The following is a 17,803-nucleotide window of genomic DNA, read 5'->3' as shown; positions in this document are numbered from 1 at the left end:
CCGCGAGATATATAACTGGAGCTATAATAAGCTCGGTTATACATGGGAGGGGTGGTCGGTGGACAGGCCGGCGGAGATGTTCGACCGGGGCTTCGAGTGGGCCGAACTGGCCCGGTTCGTCGGCTATGACGGCGCAGAGCCGACCTTGGGCGTCGTCTCGGGACGGCGGCGGCAGGGCAAGACGTTCCTGCTGGACGCGGTCGCCAGGGCCACGGGCGGCTTCATGTTCACCGCGACGGAGACGACCGCGGGAGACTCGCTGCGCCAGTTCGGCGCGGCGCTCGGCCAGCACCTGGGCGAGCCGACACCGTTCCGGTTCGAGTCCTGGGACGAGGCGATCGGTCGGCTGATGGTGATCGCCGCGACCGGACCGCGCACGGTCGTCCTGGACGAGTTTCCGTTCCTGGCCCAGGCCTCGCCCGCACTGCCTTCGATCATTCAGCGGGAGTTGGATCCGGGCGCGCGGGCCGGGAACACGCCCGTCCGGCTGCTGCTCTGTGGCTCGGTCCTTTCCTTCATGGGAAGGCTTCTGTCCGGCACGGCGCCACTGCGAGGCCGGGCCGGCTTGGAACTGGTCGTGCCGACCCTGGACTACCGGCTGGCGGCCGAGTTCTGGGAGATCGACGACCCACGGGCTGCGGCGTTGACGCATGCCGTGGTCGGTGGGACCCCGGCCTACCGTCGCGAGTTCAGCCTCGGCGACACGCCCTCAGGCCTCGACGACATCGACTCGTGGATTGTCCGCGCCGTCCTCAACCCCGGCCGGCCGTTGTTCCGCGAGGGTCGTTACCTGCTGGCCGAGGAGCCCGAACTGCGGGACGTGGGTCTCTACCACTCGGTCCTGGCCGCGATCGCGGCCGGCAACGCCAGCCGCGGCGGTATCGCCGACTACCTGGGCCGCAAGTCGACGGATCTCGCCCATCCGCTCACCGTGCTCGAGGACGTCGGGCTGATCCGGCGAGAGGAGGACGCGTTCCGCAACAACCGCGCCGCCTACCGGATCGCCGAGCCGCTGGTGACCTTCTACCACGCTGTGATCCGTCCGAGCTGGGGCGACCTGGAACGCCCCGGCCGCGCGGCCCAGATCTGGCGCCGGGTCCGGCCCACCTTTCTCAGCAAGGTCATGGGACCGCATTTCGAGGACCTGTGCCGCGAATGGACCCGCTGGCACGCCTCCCCGGAGACGCTCGGTGGCTTTTCCCGCCGCGTGGCCGCCGGCCAGGTCAACGACCCGGCCGCCCGAACGTCCCACCAGGTCGACGTGGCCGTCTTCGGCGAGCCGACGGCAGGCGCCAGCGATGGCCCGGCTCCGGATGTGCTGCTCGGGATCGGCGAGGCGAAATGGAGCGACGTCCTGGACATGCGGCAACTCACCCGCCTCGCCCACATCCGCGACCTGCTCACCGCGCCCGGGGGCGCCGGGGCCCGCCGCGTCGGCGGGGGTCCGGTCCGCCTCTTCCTTTTCGGAGGTGCCGGCTTCACCGATGAACTCCGCGCGGCGGCCGCGCAGGATTCCACCATCCAACTGGTCGACCTGCCACGGCTTTACCGCGGCGACTAGCCGCCGCGAGGGCCTGTGCTAGGTGCTTAGCGCGGCCGGGCCTTGGCCTTCCTTGATGAGGACGCCTGAGGTGCCCGCGGTGCGCACGGCGGTGGCGAGGGCGAGGATGCGGGCGACGGCTGACGGGGCCTCGACGCCGCGCGGGTGGATGTTGGAGATGAGGTTGCGGTCGGCGTCGGTGTGGCCGGCGCGGGGGCGCCAGGCCAGGTAGGCGCTCAGGCTCTGAGCGGTGACGAGGCCGGGGCGTTCGCCGATGAGCAGGACGACCACGCCGGGGTCGAGCAGCTCGCCGATCTGGTTGAGAAGCCCGACGCGGGCGTTGCGGACGGCGAAGACCTGGCCGACGCTCCAGCCGGCCTCGCGGGCGGCGTCGAACAGCGCGGGCAGCAGGGCCGGGACCTGGGCGTCGACGGCGGCGACGGACAGGCCGTCGCCGATGACGACCTGCAGGTCGGCGCCCGGCGGGCACCGGCGGGTCACCTCGTCGCGCGCCTCGGCGGACAGGGTCCGGCCTAGATCGGGGCGGCGCAGGTAGGTGGCGCGATCGCCGGCGGCCGAGTCGACGGTGAACAGGCCGAGACTGTCGACCAACGGCGCCAGCGGGCCGGTGTCCAGGTCGAGGGCGGCGTGGACGGCGTCCTGGGCCGCCGCGTGGTCCGCGCGCAGCGCGAGCTGGTCGGACGTGCGGTAGGACGTGCCCGACCGGCCGAGGAACAGCCGCGCGGGAGTGACGGCCCGGACCCGTTGCTCCAGCGCGGTCCTTGCCGGGCTGACAGCCAGGTCGCCGGTGGAACCAGAGGAGACCGTTGGCGCGCCGGCCTCCTCCGTCGGTGCCGTCTCGCTGACGGCCTCCGGGCCGGTCACTGGCTGCTCGTCAGCGCGGCGCGGGCGGACGAGGGCACGGCCGCGACCGCCGCGTCGAGGCCGGCGAGGAGCCCGGCGGCGACGTCGGGGTCGGGCTCGTCGAGCCGGCCCGCGCGCATCAGCCCGCGTTCCTCCAGCCAGGCGCCGTACTCGGGGGTGGGCGAGAGACCGAACAGGTCACGCATTCCCGAGGCGTCGTGGTAGCTGGTCGACTGGTAGCTGAGCATGACGTCGTCCGCTCCCGGAACACCCATGACGAAGTTGCAGCCGGCGGCCACGAGCAGCACCAGCAGGTCGTCGTTGGTGTTCTGGTCGGCGTCGACGTGGTTGGTGTAGCAGACGTCGATGCCCATCGGCAGGCCGAGCAGCTTGCCGACGAAATGGTCCTCCAGGCCGGCCCGGGTGATCTGGCGCGCGTCCGCCAGGTACTCCGGTCCGATGAAGCCGACCACCGAGTTCACCAGGAACGGCTCGTAGACCCGGGCGACACCGTGCGCGCGGGCCTCGACGGTCAGCTGGTCGAGGCCGCCGTGCGCGTCCGCCGACAACGCCGAGCCCTGGCCGGTCTCGAAGTACATGACGTTCTCGCCGATGAACTCACCCGGCCGGGCCCGGTGATGCGCGAGGACCGCCGCGCGGCCCTCGGCGAGCATCTCCAGGCTGATTCCGAACGACCTGTTCGCCGCCTCGGTCCCGGCGATCGACTGGAACAGCAGGTCGACGGGTGCGCCGGCCGCGAGGGCTGCGAGCTGGGTCGTAATGTGCGCGAGCACGCAGGTCTGGGTCGGCAGCGAGAACCGGCGAATGAGCCCCTGCAGACCGTGTAGCACGGCGCCGATTCCCGCGACGGACTCGGTGACCGGGTTGACCCCGAGAACCGCGTCGCCGCAGCCATAGAGGATTCCGTCGAGGGCGGAGAGAAGAATGCCCTCCACGTCGTCGGTGGGGTGGTTCGGCTGGACCCGGACGCCCAGCACACCGGCCCCGCCCATGGTGTTGCGGCACCGTGTGACGGTCCGCAGCGGTCTCGCGCCGGTGATCAGATCCTTGTCGCTCATCACCTTCGCGACGGCCGCGGCCAGCTCCGGGGTGATCGCGTTCGCCAGCCCGCGCTCGGCCCAGAGCGCGGGGAAGCCGGGGGAGAGGATCAGTTCCCGGAACTCTCCGACCGTGAGGCTCGCGAGCCCCGAGTGCGTGAAGGTCGCGGCGTCGTGCGACGCCGCGATCAGCTCGGTGACGGCGTCGTCGAGCAGGGGAGTGGCGAGAATGTCGGCCAGCCGGACGTCCGCGAGCGCGAGCTTCGCCGCGACCCGCTCGGTGGCGGTGCTCGCCGCGAGCCCGGCGAGCTGGTCGCCGGACTTCTCCTCGTTCGCCTTCGCCAGCAGGGTCGCGAGGTCGGGAAAGACGTACCCGGTGCCCCGCACCGTCGCCCGGAATGTCATGGCCGCTCCCCTTCGTCGGGCTGATGGTGAACCTGGTACAAATCCGTCGGGCGCCCTGTCCCAGGGCCGGGCCGCCCGGGCGTTGATCGTTGTTTCGGCCCTCTGATTTCTGATGGCCGTAGCCGGGCCCGGCTGACGGCCGCTGGGATCCTGCTGGCTAATTCGGGAGAGCCTCGGTGATCTAGAAGAGGCGCCCAGACATACGCCGCATAACGGACGCCAAAGCGACCGCTCGCCTCCTGATCGGCGGCCAGTCCCGGCCGAGTCGTAGCTGCGTGTAATTGGCCAGCAGGATCCGCTGGAGGGCCAAAACGGCGACCAAGCCCTGCCGCCGGAGCTGCGGCCGGTCCGTCGGCATTGCCGGGCCGGGCCGGCGCCCGCCGCGGGATAGGACGGGGCGCCGGACCGGCCGGACGGGTTAGGCGGTCGCCTCGCCGGTGGGCTGGGCGGGGATGGCGCCCGCGGGGGCCGCGGCGCCCACCTCCAGTGACCGTTCGCGGCTCTCCTCCATCACGATCCGGCCGATGGTCGCGTACTTGGCGGGGTTCGCCAGCCTGATGCAGATCGCGACCGCCAGACCCAGGACGAAGAAGCCGATCACGATCCACGGCGTCGCCTTGAAGACCGGGCTGCCCGACGCGGCGCCGGCGGCGAACTCCAGGTTCTGGAACAGCAGGTAGACGACGTAGACCATGCCGGCCGCGCCCAGGATCGGTGGCAGCAGCGTCCGGTACCAGCGGGCCGTCTCCGGGTGCATCTTGCGCACGTGGAAGTAGCCCACGACGGCTATCGACGAGATCGACTGCACGATCAGGATCGCCATCGTGCCGAGGATCGCCATCAGGCCGTAGAGCTGGGTGTACGCGACGTCCGGTGCCGCGTCGGTCGGCTTCTGCAGCCAGAAGAACAGCAGGACGATGGCCAGGGTGATGACCGACTGCACGACCGAGGAGATGTGCGGCGAGCCGTGCTTCTTGTGCGAGGCGCCGAGCGTCTTGCCGAGCCCGTCGGACAGGCCCTCACGCCCGAGCGCGTACAGGTAGCGGGACGCCGCGTTGTGGAACGCCAGCGCGCAGGCGAACGACCCGGTGCAGGTCATGACCTTGTACACATTCAGGAAGAAGCCACCGAGCATGTCCTTGGTCGGCGCGTAGAACAGCGAGAAGGCGTCCTTCTGGGAGACGTCCACGGCGCCGGTCTTGCCCGCGTAGGCGACCGCCATCCAGGACACGAACGTGTACAGCACGCCGAGGCCGATGACGGCGATCAGCGTCGCCCGGGGGACGATCTTCTTCGGGTTCTTCGACTCCTCGCCGTAGACGGCCGTGGTCTCGAAGCCGACCCACGACCAGAACGCGAAGAACAGGCCGAGGCCGGCCACCATCGTCACGTCCTTGCTGCTCGGCCCGGCCTGGAAGGCGCCGACCGGGTTGATCGAGCCGAGCATCAGCCCGTCCGGGCCGCCGCCGGTGAACAGCACACCGAAGCTCATCATCAGCAGCAGCAGGACCTCGATGGTCAGGAAGACCGCGAGGACCGTCCCGGAGATCGACACGTTGAAGTAGCCGAGCGCCGCGGCGACCGCGACCGCGATCAGGGCGTACCAGATCCAGGAGATCGACCCGGTGTGGAACACGGTCTCCATCGTGGTCTTCGCGAACGACGCGAAGATGCCGACCAGCGAGGCCTCGAACACGACGTACGCCATCGTCGCGAGGAAGCCGGACGCCATGCCGACCGCCTGGCCGAGGCCGTGCGAGATGAAGCCGTAGAACGCGCCGGTGGCGGTGATGTGCTTGGCCATCGCGACGTAGCCGACGGAGAAGATCGTCAGCACGATGGTCGCGACCAGGAACGACGCCGGCCCGTGGGTGCCGTTGCCGTAACCGACGACGATCGGCAGGTTGCCGGTCATGGCCGTGATCGGTGCGGCGTTCGCCAGCACCATGAAGAGAACTCCCAGGAGACCGACGGCTCCCGGCCGCAGGCGCTGCACCTGCGTGGTGCCGTCCGCTACCTGAGGAGCGGCCTCGCTTTGAACGCTCACCTGTGGCTACCTCCCGCTGTGCGCGACCGCTCGGGCGGCTGGCGCGTGTTCGGGCGATCGTGGCCCCTCCGGCTACCCGGCCACAAGGTGGGGGCAGACCATTTCACACGCCGAAACAGGCCACAACGTGGCCGAAACACAAACGGTACGTACCTTTACCAGACCAGATCCCCTGCCCACGCTACGGTCGTGCCGTGGCCATCCCTGAACTTCCGCGCGACGACCTGGTCGACCGGCTGCTGGCGACGCCGAAGGCCGAGGTGCTCGCCACGAGCGAGCGTTACTGGAACCCCGGCAAGACCCGCTTCTGGACCGACGCCGGCACCCCGCTGGTGATCGGCGAGCGCGCGGGCTACCTGCTGCACGACCTCGCCGGAAACACGCTCGTCGACGTGCACCTCAACGGAGGCACCTACAACCTCGGCCATCGCAACCCGGAGCTCGTAGCGACGCTGACGGCCGCGCTCCAGCACCTCGACATCGGTAACCACCACTTCGCGGCGCTCGGCCGCGCGGCGCTCGCCGAGGAGCTGGTCACGTCGGGGCCGATCCCCGACGGCAAGGTCGTGTTCGGCGTCGGCGGCGGCGAGGCCGTCGACCTGGCTCTGAAGTCCGCGCGCTGGGCGACCGGCCGTCGCAAGGTCATCTCGGCCCTCGGCGCGTTCCACGGCCACACCGGCCTCGCGGTCGCGGCCGGCAACGAGCGTTACGCCGAGCGGTTCCTGGCCACCCGGCCGGACGAGTTCATCCGGGTGCCGTTCAACGACCTGGACGCGATGGCCGCCGCGCTGGCCGGCCATGACGTCGCCGCCGTGCTGCTGGAGACGATCCCGGCCACGTCCGGCTTCGTGATGCCCGAGCCCGGCTACCTCGCCGAGGTCGCGAGGATGTGCGCCGCCGCCGGGACGCTCTACGTCGCCGACGAGGTGCAGTCCGGCCTCGGGCGCACCGGCGCGCTGTGGTGTATCACCAAGCACGGCGTCACCCCGGACATCCTGGTGACCGGCAAGGGGCTGACCGGCGGGATCTACCCGGTCTCGGCGACCATCCTCGGCCCGGCCGCCGCCGGCTGGCTGGAGGAGGACGGCTTCGCCCACATCTCGACGTGCGGTGGCTCCGATCTCGGCTGCGTGGTCGGCCTGCGCACCCTGGAGATCACCCAGCGCCCGGCCACCCGGGAGCGGGTCGACGCCCTGATCACGACCTTCACCGACGGCCTCACCCAGATCGCGAAGGACCACCCGGACTGGCTGGTCGAGATCCGCCAGGACGGCCTGGTCATCGGCCTGCGGTTCGACCACCCGCAGGGCGCCCGGCTCGTCTCCCGCCGCCTCTACGAGCACGGGGTCTGGGCGATGTTCTCGGCGCTGGACCCGCGGGTGCTCCAGTACAAGCCTGGCCTGCTGGTCACCGACGAGCTGGCCGCCGACCTGCTCGACCGTACCGCCACCGCCGTCCGGCTCGCCGCCGGGGACGCCCGCTCCGGCGTCGAGCTCGCCCCAGACCGTTCCGACCCCGGTGCCCGGCCGGCGCCGCTCGAAGGCTCCCGCCCGTGGCCGGGCGCCCGGTGACCGCGGCCGGGCCGGCGGGCCGGACGGCCGCGGACGACGTCGTCACCGGCGAGCTGCACGCGCTCGAAGCGCTGCTCCCTGAGGTCCTCGCGGCCTACGACGTCGGTGCCCGTCCCGAGGCCGCGTTGCTGAACCTCTCCGAGAACGCCACCTACCGGGTCGACGACCCCGGATCCGGCCGCCGGTTCGCGCTGCGGCTGAACCGGCCCGGGTACCACACGCCCGCCGAGATCGGGGGCGAGCTGGCCTGGGTCGCGGCGCTGCGTGCCGAGGGGGTCGTGCTCACCCCACCGGTGGTCCCGAACCTGGCGGGGGAGGCCGTCACGACGGTCACGCCGCCGGGCGTCGGCGACCGGCAGGCGGTGCTGTTCGCCTGGGTCGACGGCCAGTCGCCCGAGCCGGGCGACGCCGCCGGCCTGGTCGCCGCGTTCGGCACGCTGGGCGACATCGCCGGCCGGATGCAGCTGCACGCCCGCCGCTGGTCCCGGCCGGCCGGCTTCGACCGGTTCGAGTGGGACCTGGCGCAGACCATCGGCCCGCACGCTCGCTGGGGCGACTGGCGCAGCGGCCTGGCCTGGGCGCTGGCCGGCGGCGGCGACGCGCTGCCGCCCCGCCACGGCGCACCGGCGCCCGAGCGCGACCTGATGACCCGGGCTGCCGTCGCCGTCGAGAGCCGGGTGGCGGCCTTCGGCGCGCGGCCGGACCGTTACGGCCTGATCCACGCCGACATGCGGCTGGCGAACCTCCTGGTCGACGACGGCGGCGCCCTCACCGTGATCGACTTCGATGACTGCGGCTTCGGCTGGTACCTGTACGACCTGGCCGCCGCGCTGTCGTTCATCGAGCACCACCCGGCGATGCCCGACCTCGTCGCCGCGTGGCTGGCCGCCTACCGGCGTCACGTCCCGCTCGGGGCCGACGAGCTGGCCATGGTCGCGACGTTCATCCTGCAACGCCGGCTTCAGCTCACCGCCTGGCTGGGCACGCACCCGCACGCCGACGCGGTCGACGACGTCACCGGGCACGCGCGGGCGAGCCTGGAGCTCGCGGAGGCCTACCTGTCCGGGACGCTGCTGCCAGAGGGGATCGCCTAGTGTTCACGCCCATCAAGGGCCGCACCGTCGTCGTGACCGGCGGCAGCCGGGGGATCGGCAAGGGCATCGCCCGGGTGTTCGCCGCCGCCGGCGCCAACGTGGTGATCACCGGCCGGGACCCGGCCGTCGCCGAGGCCGCCGCCCTGGAGCTCGGCAAGGCCGGCGGCACCGTGTCCTACGTCGCCGGGGACGTCGCGTCGGCGGCGGACACCGCCCGGCTGGCCGAGGAGGTGCTCGCCCGCCAAGGCGGCTGCGACGTCGTCTGCGCGAACGCCGGGATCTTCCCAGCCGCGTCGCTCGACGCCATGACCGAGGCCGACATCGACCTTGTCCTCGGCGTCAACGTGAAGGGCGCACTGCTCACCGTCCAGGCGTTCCTGCCGGCGCTGAAGGCCTCCGGACACGGCCGGGTGATCCTGACCTCGTCGATCACCGGCCCGTTCACCGGCTACCCGGGCTGGGCCCACTACGGCGCGTCCAAGGCCGCGATGCTCGGCTACATGCGGACCGCGGCGATCGAGCTCGCACCACACCGGATCACCGTCAACGCCATCCTGCCCGGCAACATCCTCACCGAGGGGCTCAGCGAGCAGGGCGAGGACTACCTGCGCTCGACCGAGGCCGTCATCCCGATGCGCCGGCTCGGCGACGTCGAGGACATCGGCAACGCGGCCCTGTTCCTCGCCACCGACGAGGCCGCCTACATCACCGGCCAGTCGATCGTCGTCGACGGCGGGCAGATCCTGCCCGAGTCCCCGGCCGCGCTGGACGAGATCTGACGGCGCCGGCGGTGGCGGCCCCGGCCATCGTCCCGCCAGGCCGCGCCGATCGCGCGGATATTCCGGGTGGGCCGGCTCACCAGGCCCGACAGCCCGGCACGGTCGGTCAGACTGGACGGATGGCGCTCGACTTCGACCCCGCCGGGGCCCTGCTGGGGCCGACGGCGGCTGACGTGCGCCGACGGCTGCGCCAACTGGTCACGGACGGCGCCCATCGGCCCGGTGAGCGCCTCGGCGGCGAGCGGGACCTCGCCGCGTCGCTCGGCGTGAGCCGCGAGACGCTGCGCCAGGCGCTCACGGCGCTGGAGCGCGAAGGCGTCGTGCTGCGGGTCCGCGGCCGGGGCGGCGGCACGTTCGTCGCCCCCCGCAAGGTCGAGCGGGACCTCACCAGGATCGTCGGCGTGCCGGAGCTGCTGCGCACCCAGGGGTTCACCGCGGGCTCGCAGGTCGTCAGCGCGGCGCTGGAGCCGGCCGACGAGGTGGTCGCGAAGGCGCTCGAACTGGAGCACGGCGACCCGGTCGCCCGGATCGTCCGGCTACGTCTCGCCGACGGCGGCCCGATCTCGCTGGAGAACGCCTGCTTCCCGGCCCGCCGCTTCCCGGGGCTGTTCAACCTTCCGCTCGGGGGCTCCCTCTACGAGCTGTTCGCCGAGGAGTACGGCATCCGCCCCGGCGAGGCGGTGGAACAGATCGAGGTGGTGCTCGCGGGTGACGAGGAGGCGGCGCTGCTGCGCTCGGCCGCGGGTGCCCCGCTGCTCGCCCTCGACCGGACCACCCGAGACCTCGCCGGCCAGCCGTTCGAGTACTCCCATGACCTCTTCCGCGCCGACCGCATCCGCATCGTCGTGCGCTCCACCGGCACCACCGTCGCGACCACCCGCTGACGCCGCCCTCGGCGGGCCGAGGCGGGCGCGAGGTGATGGCGCGGCGGCGGGGAGGGGCGGTGCCTCAGGAGGCGGCGACGTCCGCGGTGACGAGGTTCCAAGCCCTGTCGAGGGCCGCCGCGAAGGTCTCGGGGGGCTGCGCGCCGGACAGGGCGTAGCGGGACTGGACCAGGAAGTACGGGACGCCGGTGACACCCAGCTCGGCCGCGCGCGCCTCGTCGGCGCGGACCTGCGCGGCGAACTCGTCGCCCGCCGCGACGGCGCGCAGCCGCCCGCGGTCCAGGCCGAGGACGGCCACGGTGTCGGCGAGCTCGTCCGGGTCGGCGAGGTTCGCGCCCCTGGTGAAGTAGGCGGCGAACAGCTCCTCGGCGGCCGCGGCCTGGAGGTCTTCGGTGGCCGCGTACTGCAGGACGCGGTGCGCGGCGAAGGTGCTCGTCGGCTTGATCGCGTCGAAGTCCAGGGTCAGGCCGACGGCCGCGGCCATCCCGGCGACCCGCTCGTTCATCGCGACGGCCTGCTCCCTGGTGACGCCGTACTTCGCCGCGAGCAGCTCGTAGATCCCACTCGCCGGGACGGTGGGCGCGTGCGGGTCCAGCTCGAAGCTGTGCCAGCGGACCTCGACCTCGTCGGCATGCTCGAAGGTCGCCAGGGCGCCCTCGAAGGAGCGCTTCCCGATGTAGCAGAACGGGCAGGCGACGTCCGACCAGATGTCGATCTGGAGCATGGCTCCTCTGTCCTCCTACTGAGAGCTCGGCCTACTGGAAGCGGGCCGGCTGGCCGGTGGCTTCCAGGACCGACATCCACAGGTCGCCGGACGGGTCGACCTGGTTGCGGTGGCTGATCGCCAGCGGGATCGGGATGTGGATGAACCGGCGCCGCCAGCGGCCCACGACCATCTCGGTGCGACCCGCCATCGCCGCGTGCACGGCGGCGTGCGCCAGCCGGATGCAGTAGACGCTGTCGTACGGGTTGGCCGGCACGCTGCGGATGACGTAGCTCGGGTCGATGTACTTCAGGTTGATCTCGACGCCGACGTCGGTGAAATAGTCGACGATGCGGCCGCTGAGGAACTGGCCCACGTCGGACAGACGCCGGTTCCCGGAGGCGTCGGTGCCGGGCCCGAGGCCGTTGCCGTGCGCGGCGAACAGCTCCTGGCCGGCACCTTCGGCGGCGACGACCACTGCGTGGCCGGTCTCTTCGATCCGGCGGCGCAGGTAGCGCAGCAGCCCGTTCTCGCCCTCGAGCGCGAACGGCACCTCGGGGATGAGCACCACGTCCGCGTCGGACTTGGCCAGCGAGGCGTAGCACGCGATGAACCCGGAGTGCCGGCCCATCAGCCGGACGAGACCGAGACCGCCGGGCGCGGACGTGGCCTCCGCGTGCGCCGCGGCGATGGACTCGCTCGCCTTCGCGAACGCGGTCTGGAAACCGAAGCTCTGGTCGATGAAGGGGATGTCGTTGTCGATGGTCTTCGGAATCCCGACCACCGCGATCTTCTCACCGCGCTCGGTGGCGACCCGTGCGATCTCACCGGCGCCGCGCAGCGTCCCGTCACCGCCGATGACGAACAGGATGCTGATGTTCATGCGGGACAGGCAGTCGACGATCTCCTCCGGGTCCTGCTGGCCCCGGGAGGTGCCGAGAATCGTGCCGCCGTCCTCGCCGATCGTCGCGACCCGCTCCGCCGTCAGGTCGACGACGTCGTGGCCGTACCGCGCGATGAACCCCTGGTAGCCGTTGCGGAAACCGAAGATGCGGGTCACGCCATAGTGCGTGGTGAGCTCGGTCACCAGGCCGCGGATGACGTTGTTCAGACCGGGGCACAGGCCGCCACAGGTGACGATTCCGACGCGGGTCTTCGCCGGGTCGAAGTAGATCTTCCGGCGCGGCCCGGCCGCCTCGAAGCTGGGCAGCTCGCTGAGCGGCACGTTGCGCGACGAGACCATGGCCAGGGTGTCGTCGAGCAGGACCTTGTCGGCCTCGTCGATGTAGTGCTCGGTGGTTGGCCGTTCGCCCAGCAGGGGGAGCAGGGGCGACGTCACCCGGCTCGGCCCGAGGCTGCGGACCGCCAGCGTCGACTGATCGACGATCAGTGGTTCGCCCAGCGTAGCCACCGTGCCCCGATCCTCTCCCCGCCTGCCGCCAGCCCTGAAGATCCTGCCCTTCCAGGACTTTCTGCGAGCCTACAGGCGCCGGAGTGTGACGCCGGACCGTGCTCGGCTCAGCGCAGTCCGGAGCGGACGAAGGCGTCGTCACCTGCCGCTGCAGCACGACGTACAGCGCGAAGATCGGCAGGCAGGCCAGGCCGGACGCGGTCATGATCGCGCCCCGGTCGTTGCCCTCCTGGGTGAGGTATCCCTGGATGCCGAGCTGGATCACCGAGTTCGCCCCCTGCAGACCTGGAACGGGACGAGCCAGGTCACGACGAACAGCAGGAACAGCACGTTCTTGCCGCGGAAGTCCCAGGCCGCGAAGGCGTAGGCGGCGAGCAGGCAGACCAGCAGCTGCCCGACCGTCGACGCCGCCGCGATCACGAGGGTGTTGGCGAGCAGCACCGGGACTTCGAGCGAGTGCAGGACGTAGTCGTAGTTGCGCAGCGAGAGCGGCCACGGCAGCGGGTTCTGGCTGAGGATGTCGCCGGGCCGGCGCAGCGAGCTGGCGTACATCCAGTAGATCGGGACGATGCTGAGCAGGCTCAGCACGACTATCACCGCGTGCCGCCCGGCAGCGCCGGCCCAGGCCAGCCGCGCTTTCGGCGGCCCGGCGAGGCCCGCCTCGTCCGCCGCGCCCGCGTCGGCCGACAGGACGCTCATCTGGTGCTCCTTATAGGGCGGGGCCGCGGCCAGCAGCCGCCGGGCCGGCGCGGGCCGGGCCGCCACGGGCTGGGAGACAGCGGTGGCGGCCCGGCCCGCGCCGGCGAGCGCTGCCGGGGCGGCGAGCTCGATGAACATCGGGTGCCTACGCCTTCGTGAGCTTCTCGAGGTCCTCGTGGCTCAGCTCGGCCTCGGTGTCCAGCTCGTCGGCGTACTTCGCCAGCATGTCGGGGGTCAGCTCGTAGATCGAGTCGCCGACCGTCGTCGGGATGACGGTGGCGACGGCCTGGTCGGCGTAGACGTCGATCCGGGTGAACACGCCACCGGTGACACCCGCGTAGCCGCCGGCCGGGCCGAGAGCGCGGGCAGCGTAGGCGGTCGCGCCCGCGACCCAGACCGGCACGCCGCCGAGGATCCCGGCCGAGCCGTGGTGCGCGTGCCCGGCGAGCACGATCTTCACGTCGGTGCCGGCGATCACCTGGCCGAGGCGCTCCGGCGCCTCCAGGACCATGGTGTTGAGCATGCCGATCGGCGACGGCACCGGCGGGTGGTGCAGCGCGAGGATCGTGCCGGCCGGCGCCGGGCTGGCGAGCTCGGCGGCCAGCCAGGCCAGCTGCTCGTCGGAGAGCACACCGAGGACCTCGCCGGGCTCGGTCGAGTCGAGCGCGATGATCCGCAGGTCGCCGGACCAGAACACGTAGTCGTAGGGCTCGGTCGTCGGCTCGGCGCCGAGCAGGCCCTCCCGGAACGGGCCGCGGCTGTCGTGGTTGCCCATCATGTACAGCACTGGCAGGCCGAGCGCGCCGGCCCGCTGCTCCACGTAGGCACGCAGCCGCTGGTAGGAGGCCAGGTCGCCGGCGTCGGCGAGGTCGCCGGACAGCACCAGCGCCGCCACGTCGACGCCGGACTGCTCGATCTGGTCGAACGCGGCCGCGACGTTGCCGAGGGTGTCGAGCACGCCGTGGTACAGCTCGCCATCGGGCACGATGTGGGTGTCGGAGAGCTGGATGACGGTGTGCGTCGGGGTCGGAGGGTCGGTCAGAAAGCGCACGGAGAGCTCCGGGTGATGGGTCGGGCGGGTGTCGTCGTCAGGCTGGGCCGTCGTCGGGCTGGGTGTCGGCCGCGGTGTCGCCGCCGGCCGCGACCGGGCTGTCGGTCACCAGCAGGGCCTCGGTGAGGCGCGGACACCGCGCGGGCCTGGTCGCCGAGGCCGTGCATCGCGGCGGAGCGCAGCAGGGTCCGGCGCCGGACCCGGCGGCCGTCGGCAGCCCGGTAGTCGCCCACGTCGCGCAGGTTGAGCGAGCCGGCCAGCCGCAGCACGCGGTCGGCACCCGCCGCGGTGTCCAGGCCGGTGGCGGCGACCGGCCCGGCGGCGTAGCTGGTCGGCAGGACGATCGACGCGCCCGGCTCCCGCGCGATCGTGGCCACCCGGAACGTCAGCTCGTTCACGCCGCTGCCGGTGATCAGGAGGCAGATGTCGGCCGCGGACAGGCCGGCGGCGGCCAGCTGCTGGGTCTGCGCGTCCGCGGGAGCCTCGACCGACCGGCTGACCGAGAGGAACCGCAGCGCCGTGTCCTGCGCGACCGGGGCCGAGCCGCCATTGCCGACGACCAGCAGCCGGCGCGCGCCGTCGAGCAGGTCCACGGCCAGCGCGACCTGGGCCTGGTCGAGCGCGGTCAGCGAGTCCGTGAGTACGGCCTGCCCGAGCTCGAAGACGGTGTCGACGATCTGGTCCGGCGGGTCGCCGGCCCGCGGCTCGCGCAGCGCGATGCGAGCCCCGGCCCCGGCGGCTCGCCCGTCGCGCAGGTACGCGCCGGCCTCCCGGGCGAACGCCACCCGCAGCTGCTGGAAGCCGCGGAACCCCATCGACTGGCACGCGCGCACGACCGTCGCCGCCGACACCTCGGCCGCCGTCGCGAGCTGCGCCGCCGACCAGTCGGCGACCTCGTCCGCGCGCCGCAGGCACACCTCCGCGCCCCGACGCTCGCTGGGGATCAGCGCCGGCAGGGTCGTCCGGATGGCCGCGAACAGGCTGCCGGGACTCGGCTGCGCCGTCGGGGCCGCGGGCTGTGACGCGGCGGAGCTGACCACGCGTACGTCTTACCCGACCTGTGTGGCATCCGTCGCGACTGTTACGGAACTGCGGCGACGCCATGTCGGCAACGTGACGGCACTCTTGTTGACCATTTTGTTCATCGGTACGGTCGGAATGCCGCATCCAGAAACCCCGGAGAGGACCCGCAGATGGTCGCCGACAGCTGGTCGTTCGAGACCCGCCAGATCCACGCCGGTGCTCAGCCGGACCCGACCACCGGCGCCCGCGCGGTCCCGATCTACCAGACGACGAGCTACGTCTTCCGGGACACCGACCACGCGGCGGCCCTGTTCGCGCTCGGCGAGCCGGGCAACATCTACACCCGGATCATGAACCCGACGCAGGACGTCCTCGAGCAGCGGATCGCCGCGCTCGAAGGCGGCGTCGGGGCGCTCGCGGTGGCCTCCGGGCAGGCGGCCGAGACGCTGGCGATCCTCAACCTGGCCGAGAGCGGCGACCACCTCGTTGCCTCGGCCAGCCTCTACGGCGGCACCTACAACCTGTTCCACTACACGCTGCCGAAGCTGGGCGTCGCGGTCTCCTTCGTCGAGGACCCGGACGACCTGGCCGCCTGGGAGGCGGCCATCCAGCCGAACACGAAGGCCTTCTACGGGGAGAGCGTCGGCAACCCGAAGGGCGACGTGCTCGACACCGAGGGGATCGCCGAGGTCGCGCACCGCCACGGCATCCCCGTGGTTGTCGACAACACGCTGACCACGCCGTACCTGTACCGCCCGCTGGAGCACGGCGCCGACATCGTCGTCCACTCCGCGACGAAGTTCATCGGCGGCCACGGCACCGCGATCGGCGGCGTCATCGTCGACGGCGGCAGCTTCGACTTCGGCGCCTCCGGGCGGTTCGCGAACTTCACCACCCCGGACCCGAGCTACCACGGCCTGGTCTACTGGGACGCCCTCGGCCACGGCTCCTACATCGCCAAGGCGCGCGTCCAGCTGCTGCGCGACATCGGCGCCGCGATCTCGCCGTTCAACTCGTTCCTGCTGATCCAGGGCCTGGAGACGCTCTCACTGCGGATCGAGCGGCACGTCGCGAACGCGCAGAAGGTGGCCGAGTGGCTGCAGGCGCGCGACGAGGTCAGCTGGGTGAACTACCCGGGGCTGCCGTCGTCCAGGTGGTACGACCGGGCCCAGCGGGTGCTCCCGCGCGGCGCGGGCTCGATCCTCTCCTTCGGCATCCGCGGCGGCGCGCCGGCCGGCCGTAGGTTCGTCGACGGCGTCGAGCTGTTCAGCCACCTGGCCAACGTCGGCGACGTCCGCTCGCTGATCATCCACCCGGCGACGACGACGCACTCCCAGCTCACCGAGGCCGAGCAGGCGGCCACCGGCGTCACCCCGGACCTGATCCGCCTCTCGGTCGGGATCGAGCACATCGACGACATTCTCGCCGACCTCGACGCCGGCTTCCGCGCGGCCAAGGACTGAGTCACGACCGCCGTCAGCGTCGACGGGCCGGCGGACGGCGCGCCGCCGGCCCAGGCCGAGCCGATCCCGGCCTCGGGCGCGTGGCGTTCCGGGGTGGACCCGGCCGGCCGGCGCCGTTTCGTGGTGCTCGACGGTCCCGTCGAGCTGGAGCTCGGCGGGACGCTGCCCGCCGTGACCGTCGCCTACGAGACGTGGGGGCGGCCACGGCGTGACCCCGCCGGCCGGATCGCGAACGCGGTGCTGGCGGCGCACGCGCTGTCCGGTGACAGCCACGCGGCCGGGCCCGCCGGGCCGGGGCATCCGAGCGCGGGCTGGTGGGACGCGCTGATCGGCCCCGGCCGCCCGATCGACACCGACCGCTTCCACGTGGTCTGCCCCAACGTGCTCGGCGGCTGCCAGGGGACGACCGGCCCGGCCTCGGTGGCCCCGGACGGTGCGCCGTGGGGGAGCCGGTGGCCGGAGATCACCATCGCCGACCAGGTGCGGGTCGAGGCGTCGTTCGGCGCGGCCCTCGGGATCGGGCGGTGGGCCGCCGTGCTCGGCGGGTCGATGGGTGGCATGCGGGCGCTGGAATGGGCGGTGGCCTTCCCGGAGCGGGTCGAGCGCGCGGTCGTGATCGCGTGCGGGGCGACGGCGACCGCCGACCAGATCGGCCTCTACGCCGCCCAGCTCACCGCGATCACGCTCGACCCCGGCTGGCGCGGCGGCGACTACCACGACGTCCCGCCGGGTGGGGGCCCGCACGCGGGGCTCGGCCTGGCCCGCCGGCTGGGCCAGCTCAGCTACCGCAGCGAGCCGGAGCTCGCGGCCCGGTTCGCCAACCGGGTCCAGCCCGACGGCCGGTTCGCCGTCGCCTCCTACCTCGACCACCACGCGGCCAAGCTCGGGCGCCGCTTCGACGCCGGCAGCTACGTGACGCTGACCCGGGCGATGATGACCCAGGACGCCGGCCGGGGCCGAGGCGGGGCCGCCGTCGCGCTGGCCGCCTGCCCGGTCCCGCTCACGGTCGCCGGGGTCGACTCGGACCGCCTCTACCCGCTCTACCTGCAGCGTGAACTCGCCGGTTGGGCCGGCGCCGCGGGGCCGACGGTGATCCGCTCGCCCTACGGGCACGACGGGTTCCTACTTGAGAACGACCAGATCGGGTCTGTGGTGGCGGCGGCACTCGACGTCTAGTGCAGCGCCTCAGTAGTTCCTTTCCGGCGTCTGGT

The 17,803-nt window shown here is 72.4% G+C and carries 15 protein-coding genes; 7 read left to right on the top strand and 8 right to left on the bottom strand.

Going from position 1 to position 17,803, the window contains the following annotated elements; translation table 11 throughout:
- Positions 1-58 precede the first annotated feature (58 nt).
- Positions 59-1,561, top strand: a complete 1,503-nt coding sequence (locus FRADC12_RS01625; RefSeq protein ID WP_045875272.1) for an AAA family ATPase — start codon at positions 59-61, stop codon at positions 1,559-1,561.
- An 18-nt stretch (positions 1,562-1,579) separates the two neighbouring features.
- Here FRADC12_RS01625 and eutC read toward each other — a convergent pair whose 3' ends face one another.
- The 3 genes from eutC to FRADC12_RS01610 form a co-directional block, all read right to left on the bottom strand.
- A complete protein-coding gene (gene eutC, locus FRADC12_RS01620) occupies positions 1,580-2,425 on the bottom strand; it encodes an ethanolamine ammonia-lyase subunit EutC (RefSeq protein ID WP_084010387.1) in 846 nt (281 codons plus the stop codon).
- Positions 2,422-3,867, bottom strand: coding sequence for an ethanolamine ammonia-lyase subunit EutB (gene eutB, locus FRADC12_RS01615; protein ID WP_045875271.1), 1,446 nt, complete (start codon positions 3,865-3,867; stop codon positions 2,422-2,424). Before eutB ends, eutC begins: the two co-directional genes overlap by 4 nt.
- Before the next feature lie 418 nt (positions 3,868-4,285).
- The gene (locus tag FRADC12_RS01610; protein WP_045875270.1) at positions 4,286-5,914 is read right to left on the bottom strand and encodes an APC family permease; all 1,629 of its coding nucleotides are present in this window, start codon (positions 5,912-5,914) and stop codon (positions 4,286-4,288) included.
- A gap of 194 nt (positions 5,915-6,108) precedes the next feature.
- On the opposite strand from FRADC12_RS01610, the gene FRADC12_RS01605 reads away from it, so the two are divergent.
- The 4 genes from FRADC12_RS01605 (at position 6,109) to FRADC12_RS01590 (ending at position 10,242) form a co-directional block, all read left to right on the top strand.
- Positions 6,109-7,485 carry an aminotransferase class III-fold pyridoxal phosphate-dependent enzyme gene (locus FRADC12_RS01605; protein ID WP_157488664.1) on the top strand — a complete coding sequence of 459 codons (1,377 nt, stop codon included), beginning with the start codon at positions 6,109-6,111 and terminating at the stop codon, positions 7,483-7,485.
- The gene (locus tag FRADC12_RS01600) at positions 7,482-8,579 is read left to right on the top strand and encodes a phosphotransferase (RefSeq protein ID WP_084011249.1); all 1,098 of its coding nucleotides are present in this window, start codon (positions 7,482-7,484) and stop codon (positions 8,577-8,579) included. Before FRADC12_RS01605 ends, FRADC12_RS01600 begins: the two co-directional genes overlap by 4 nt.
- Entirely contained in the window at positions 8,579-9,358 is a 780-nt protein-coding gene (gene fabG / locus FRADC12_RS01595; RefSeq protein WP_045875269.1) for a 3-oxoacyl-ACP reductase FabG, read from the top strand. The genes FRADC12_RS01600 and fabG overlap by 1 nt, the downstream gene beginning before the upstream one ends.
- A 119-nt stretch (positions 9,359-9,477) precedes the next feature.
- A complete protein-coding gene (locus tag FRADC12_RS01590; protein ID WP_045875268.1) occupies positions 9,478-10,242 on the top strand; it encodes a GntR family transcriptional regulator in 765 nt (254 codons plus the stop codon).
- A 64-nt stretch (positions 10,243-10,306) separates the two neighbouring features.
- Here FRADC12_RS01590 and FRADC12_RS01585 read toward each other — a convergent pair whose 3' ends face one another.
- From FRADC12_RS01585 to FRADC12_RS01565, 5 genes are all read right to left on the bottom strand, one after another.
- Positions 10,307-10,966 (bottom strand): DsbA family oxidoreductase, encoded by a 660-nt coding sequence (locus FRADC12_RS01585; protein ID WP_045875267.1) that lies wholly within the window; start codon positions 10,964-10,966, stop codon positions 10,307-10,309.
- 31 nt (positions 10,967-10,997) lie between these two features.
- Complete coding sequence (locus tag FRADC12_RS01580; protein WP_045878934.1) at positions 10,998-12,347, bottom strand: ATP-dependent 6-phosphofructokinase; 1,350 nt, start codon at positions 12,345-12,347, stop codon at positions 10,998-11,000.
- A gap of 270 nt (positions 12,348-12,617) precedes the next feature.
- On the bottom strand, positions 12,618-13,193 hold the full coding sequence (locus FRADC12_RS01575) for an ABC transporter permease family protein (protein WP_052710631.1): 576 nt from the start codon (positions 13,191-13,193) through the stop codon (positions 12,618-12,620).
- A gap of 7 nt (positions 13,194-13,200) precedes the next feature.
- Positions 13,201-14,106 carry a metallophosphoesterase gene (locus FRADC12_RS01570; RefSeq protein WP_045875266.1) on the bottom strand — a complete coding sequence of 302 codons (906 nt, stop codon included), beginning with the start codon at positions 14,104-14,106 and terminating at the stop codon, positions 13,201-13,203.
- Entirely contained in the window at positions 14,094-15,146 is a 1,053-nt protein-coding gene (locus tag FRADC12_RS01565) for a MurR/RpiR family transcriptional regulator (RefSeq protein ID WP_198152752.1), read from the bottom strand. The genes FRADC12_RS01570 and FRADC12_RS01565 overlap by 13 nt, the downstream gene beginning before the upstream one ends.
- Positions 15,147-15,299: 153 nt before the next feature.
- On the opposite strand from FRADC12_RS01565, the gene FRADC12_RS01560 reads away from it, so the two are divergent.
- Both FRADC12_RS01560 and metX read left to right on the top strand, forming a co-directional pair.
- The gene (locus FRADC12_RS01560) at positions 15,300-16,592 is read left to right on the top strand and encodes a bifunctional o-acetylhomoserine/o-acetylserine sulfhydrylase (protein ID WP_045875265.1); all 1,293 of its coding nucleotides are present in this window, start codon (positions 15,300-15,302) and stop codon (positions 16,590-16,592) included.
- Between the two features lie 93 nt (positions 16,593-16,685).
- Positions 16,686-17,768 carry a homoserine O-acetyltransferase MetX gene (gene metX, locus FRADC12_RS01555; protein ID WP_045875264.1) on the top strand — a complete coding sequence of 361 codons (1,083 nt, stop codon included), beginning with the start codon at positions 16,686-16,688 and terminating at the stop codon, positions 17,766-17,768.
- The last annotated feature ends 35 nt before the right edge of the window (positions 17,769-17,803 follow it).

Source organism: Pseudofrankia sp. DC12, from assembly GCF_000966285.1.
Lineage (GTDB): Bacteria > Actinomycetota > Actinomycetes > Frankiales > Frankiaceae > Pseudofrankia.
Note: the sequence above shows the minus strand (reverse complement) of the source record. Positions and strands in the feature narration are given on the sequence as shown.

Excerpts from the sequence above, each read along its gene's own strand:
- eutB (WP_045875271.1), bottom strand. The coding sequence starts at position 3,867 with ATGACATTCCGGGCGACGGTGCGGGGCACCGGGTACGTCTTTCCCGAC.
- FRADC12_RS01575 (WP_052710631.1), bottom strand. The coding sequence starts at position 13,193 with ATGTTCATCGAGCTCGCCGCCCCGGCAGCGCTCGCCGGCGCGGGCCGG.
- FRADC12_RS01585 (WP_045875267.1), bottom strand. The coding sequence starts at position 10,966 with ATGCTCCAGATCGACATCTGGTCGGACGTCGCCTGCCCGTTCTGCTAC.
- FRADC12_RS01590 (WP_045875268.1), top strand. The coding sequence starts at position 9,478 with ATGGCGCTCGACTTCGACCCCGCCGGGGCCCTGCTGGGGCCGACGGCG.
- FRADC12_RS01560 (WP_045875265.1), top strand. The coding sequence starts at position 15,300 with ATGGTCGCCGACAGCTGGTCGTTCGAGACCCGCCAGATCCACGCCGGT.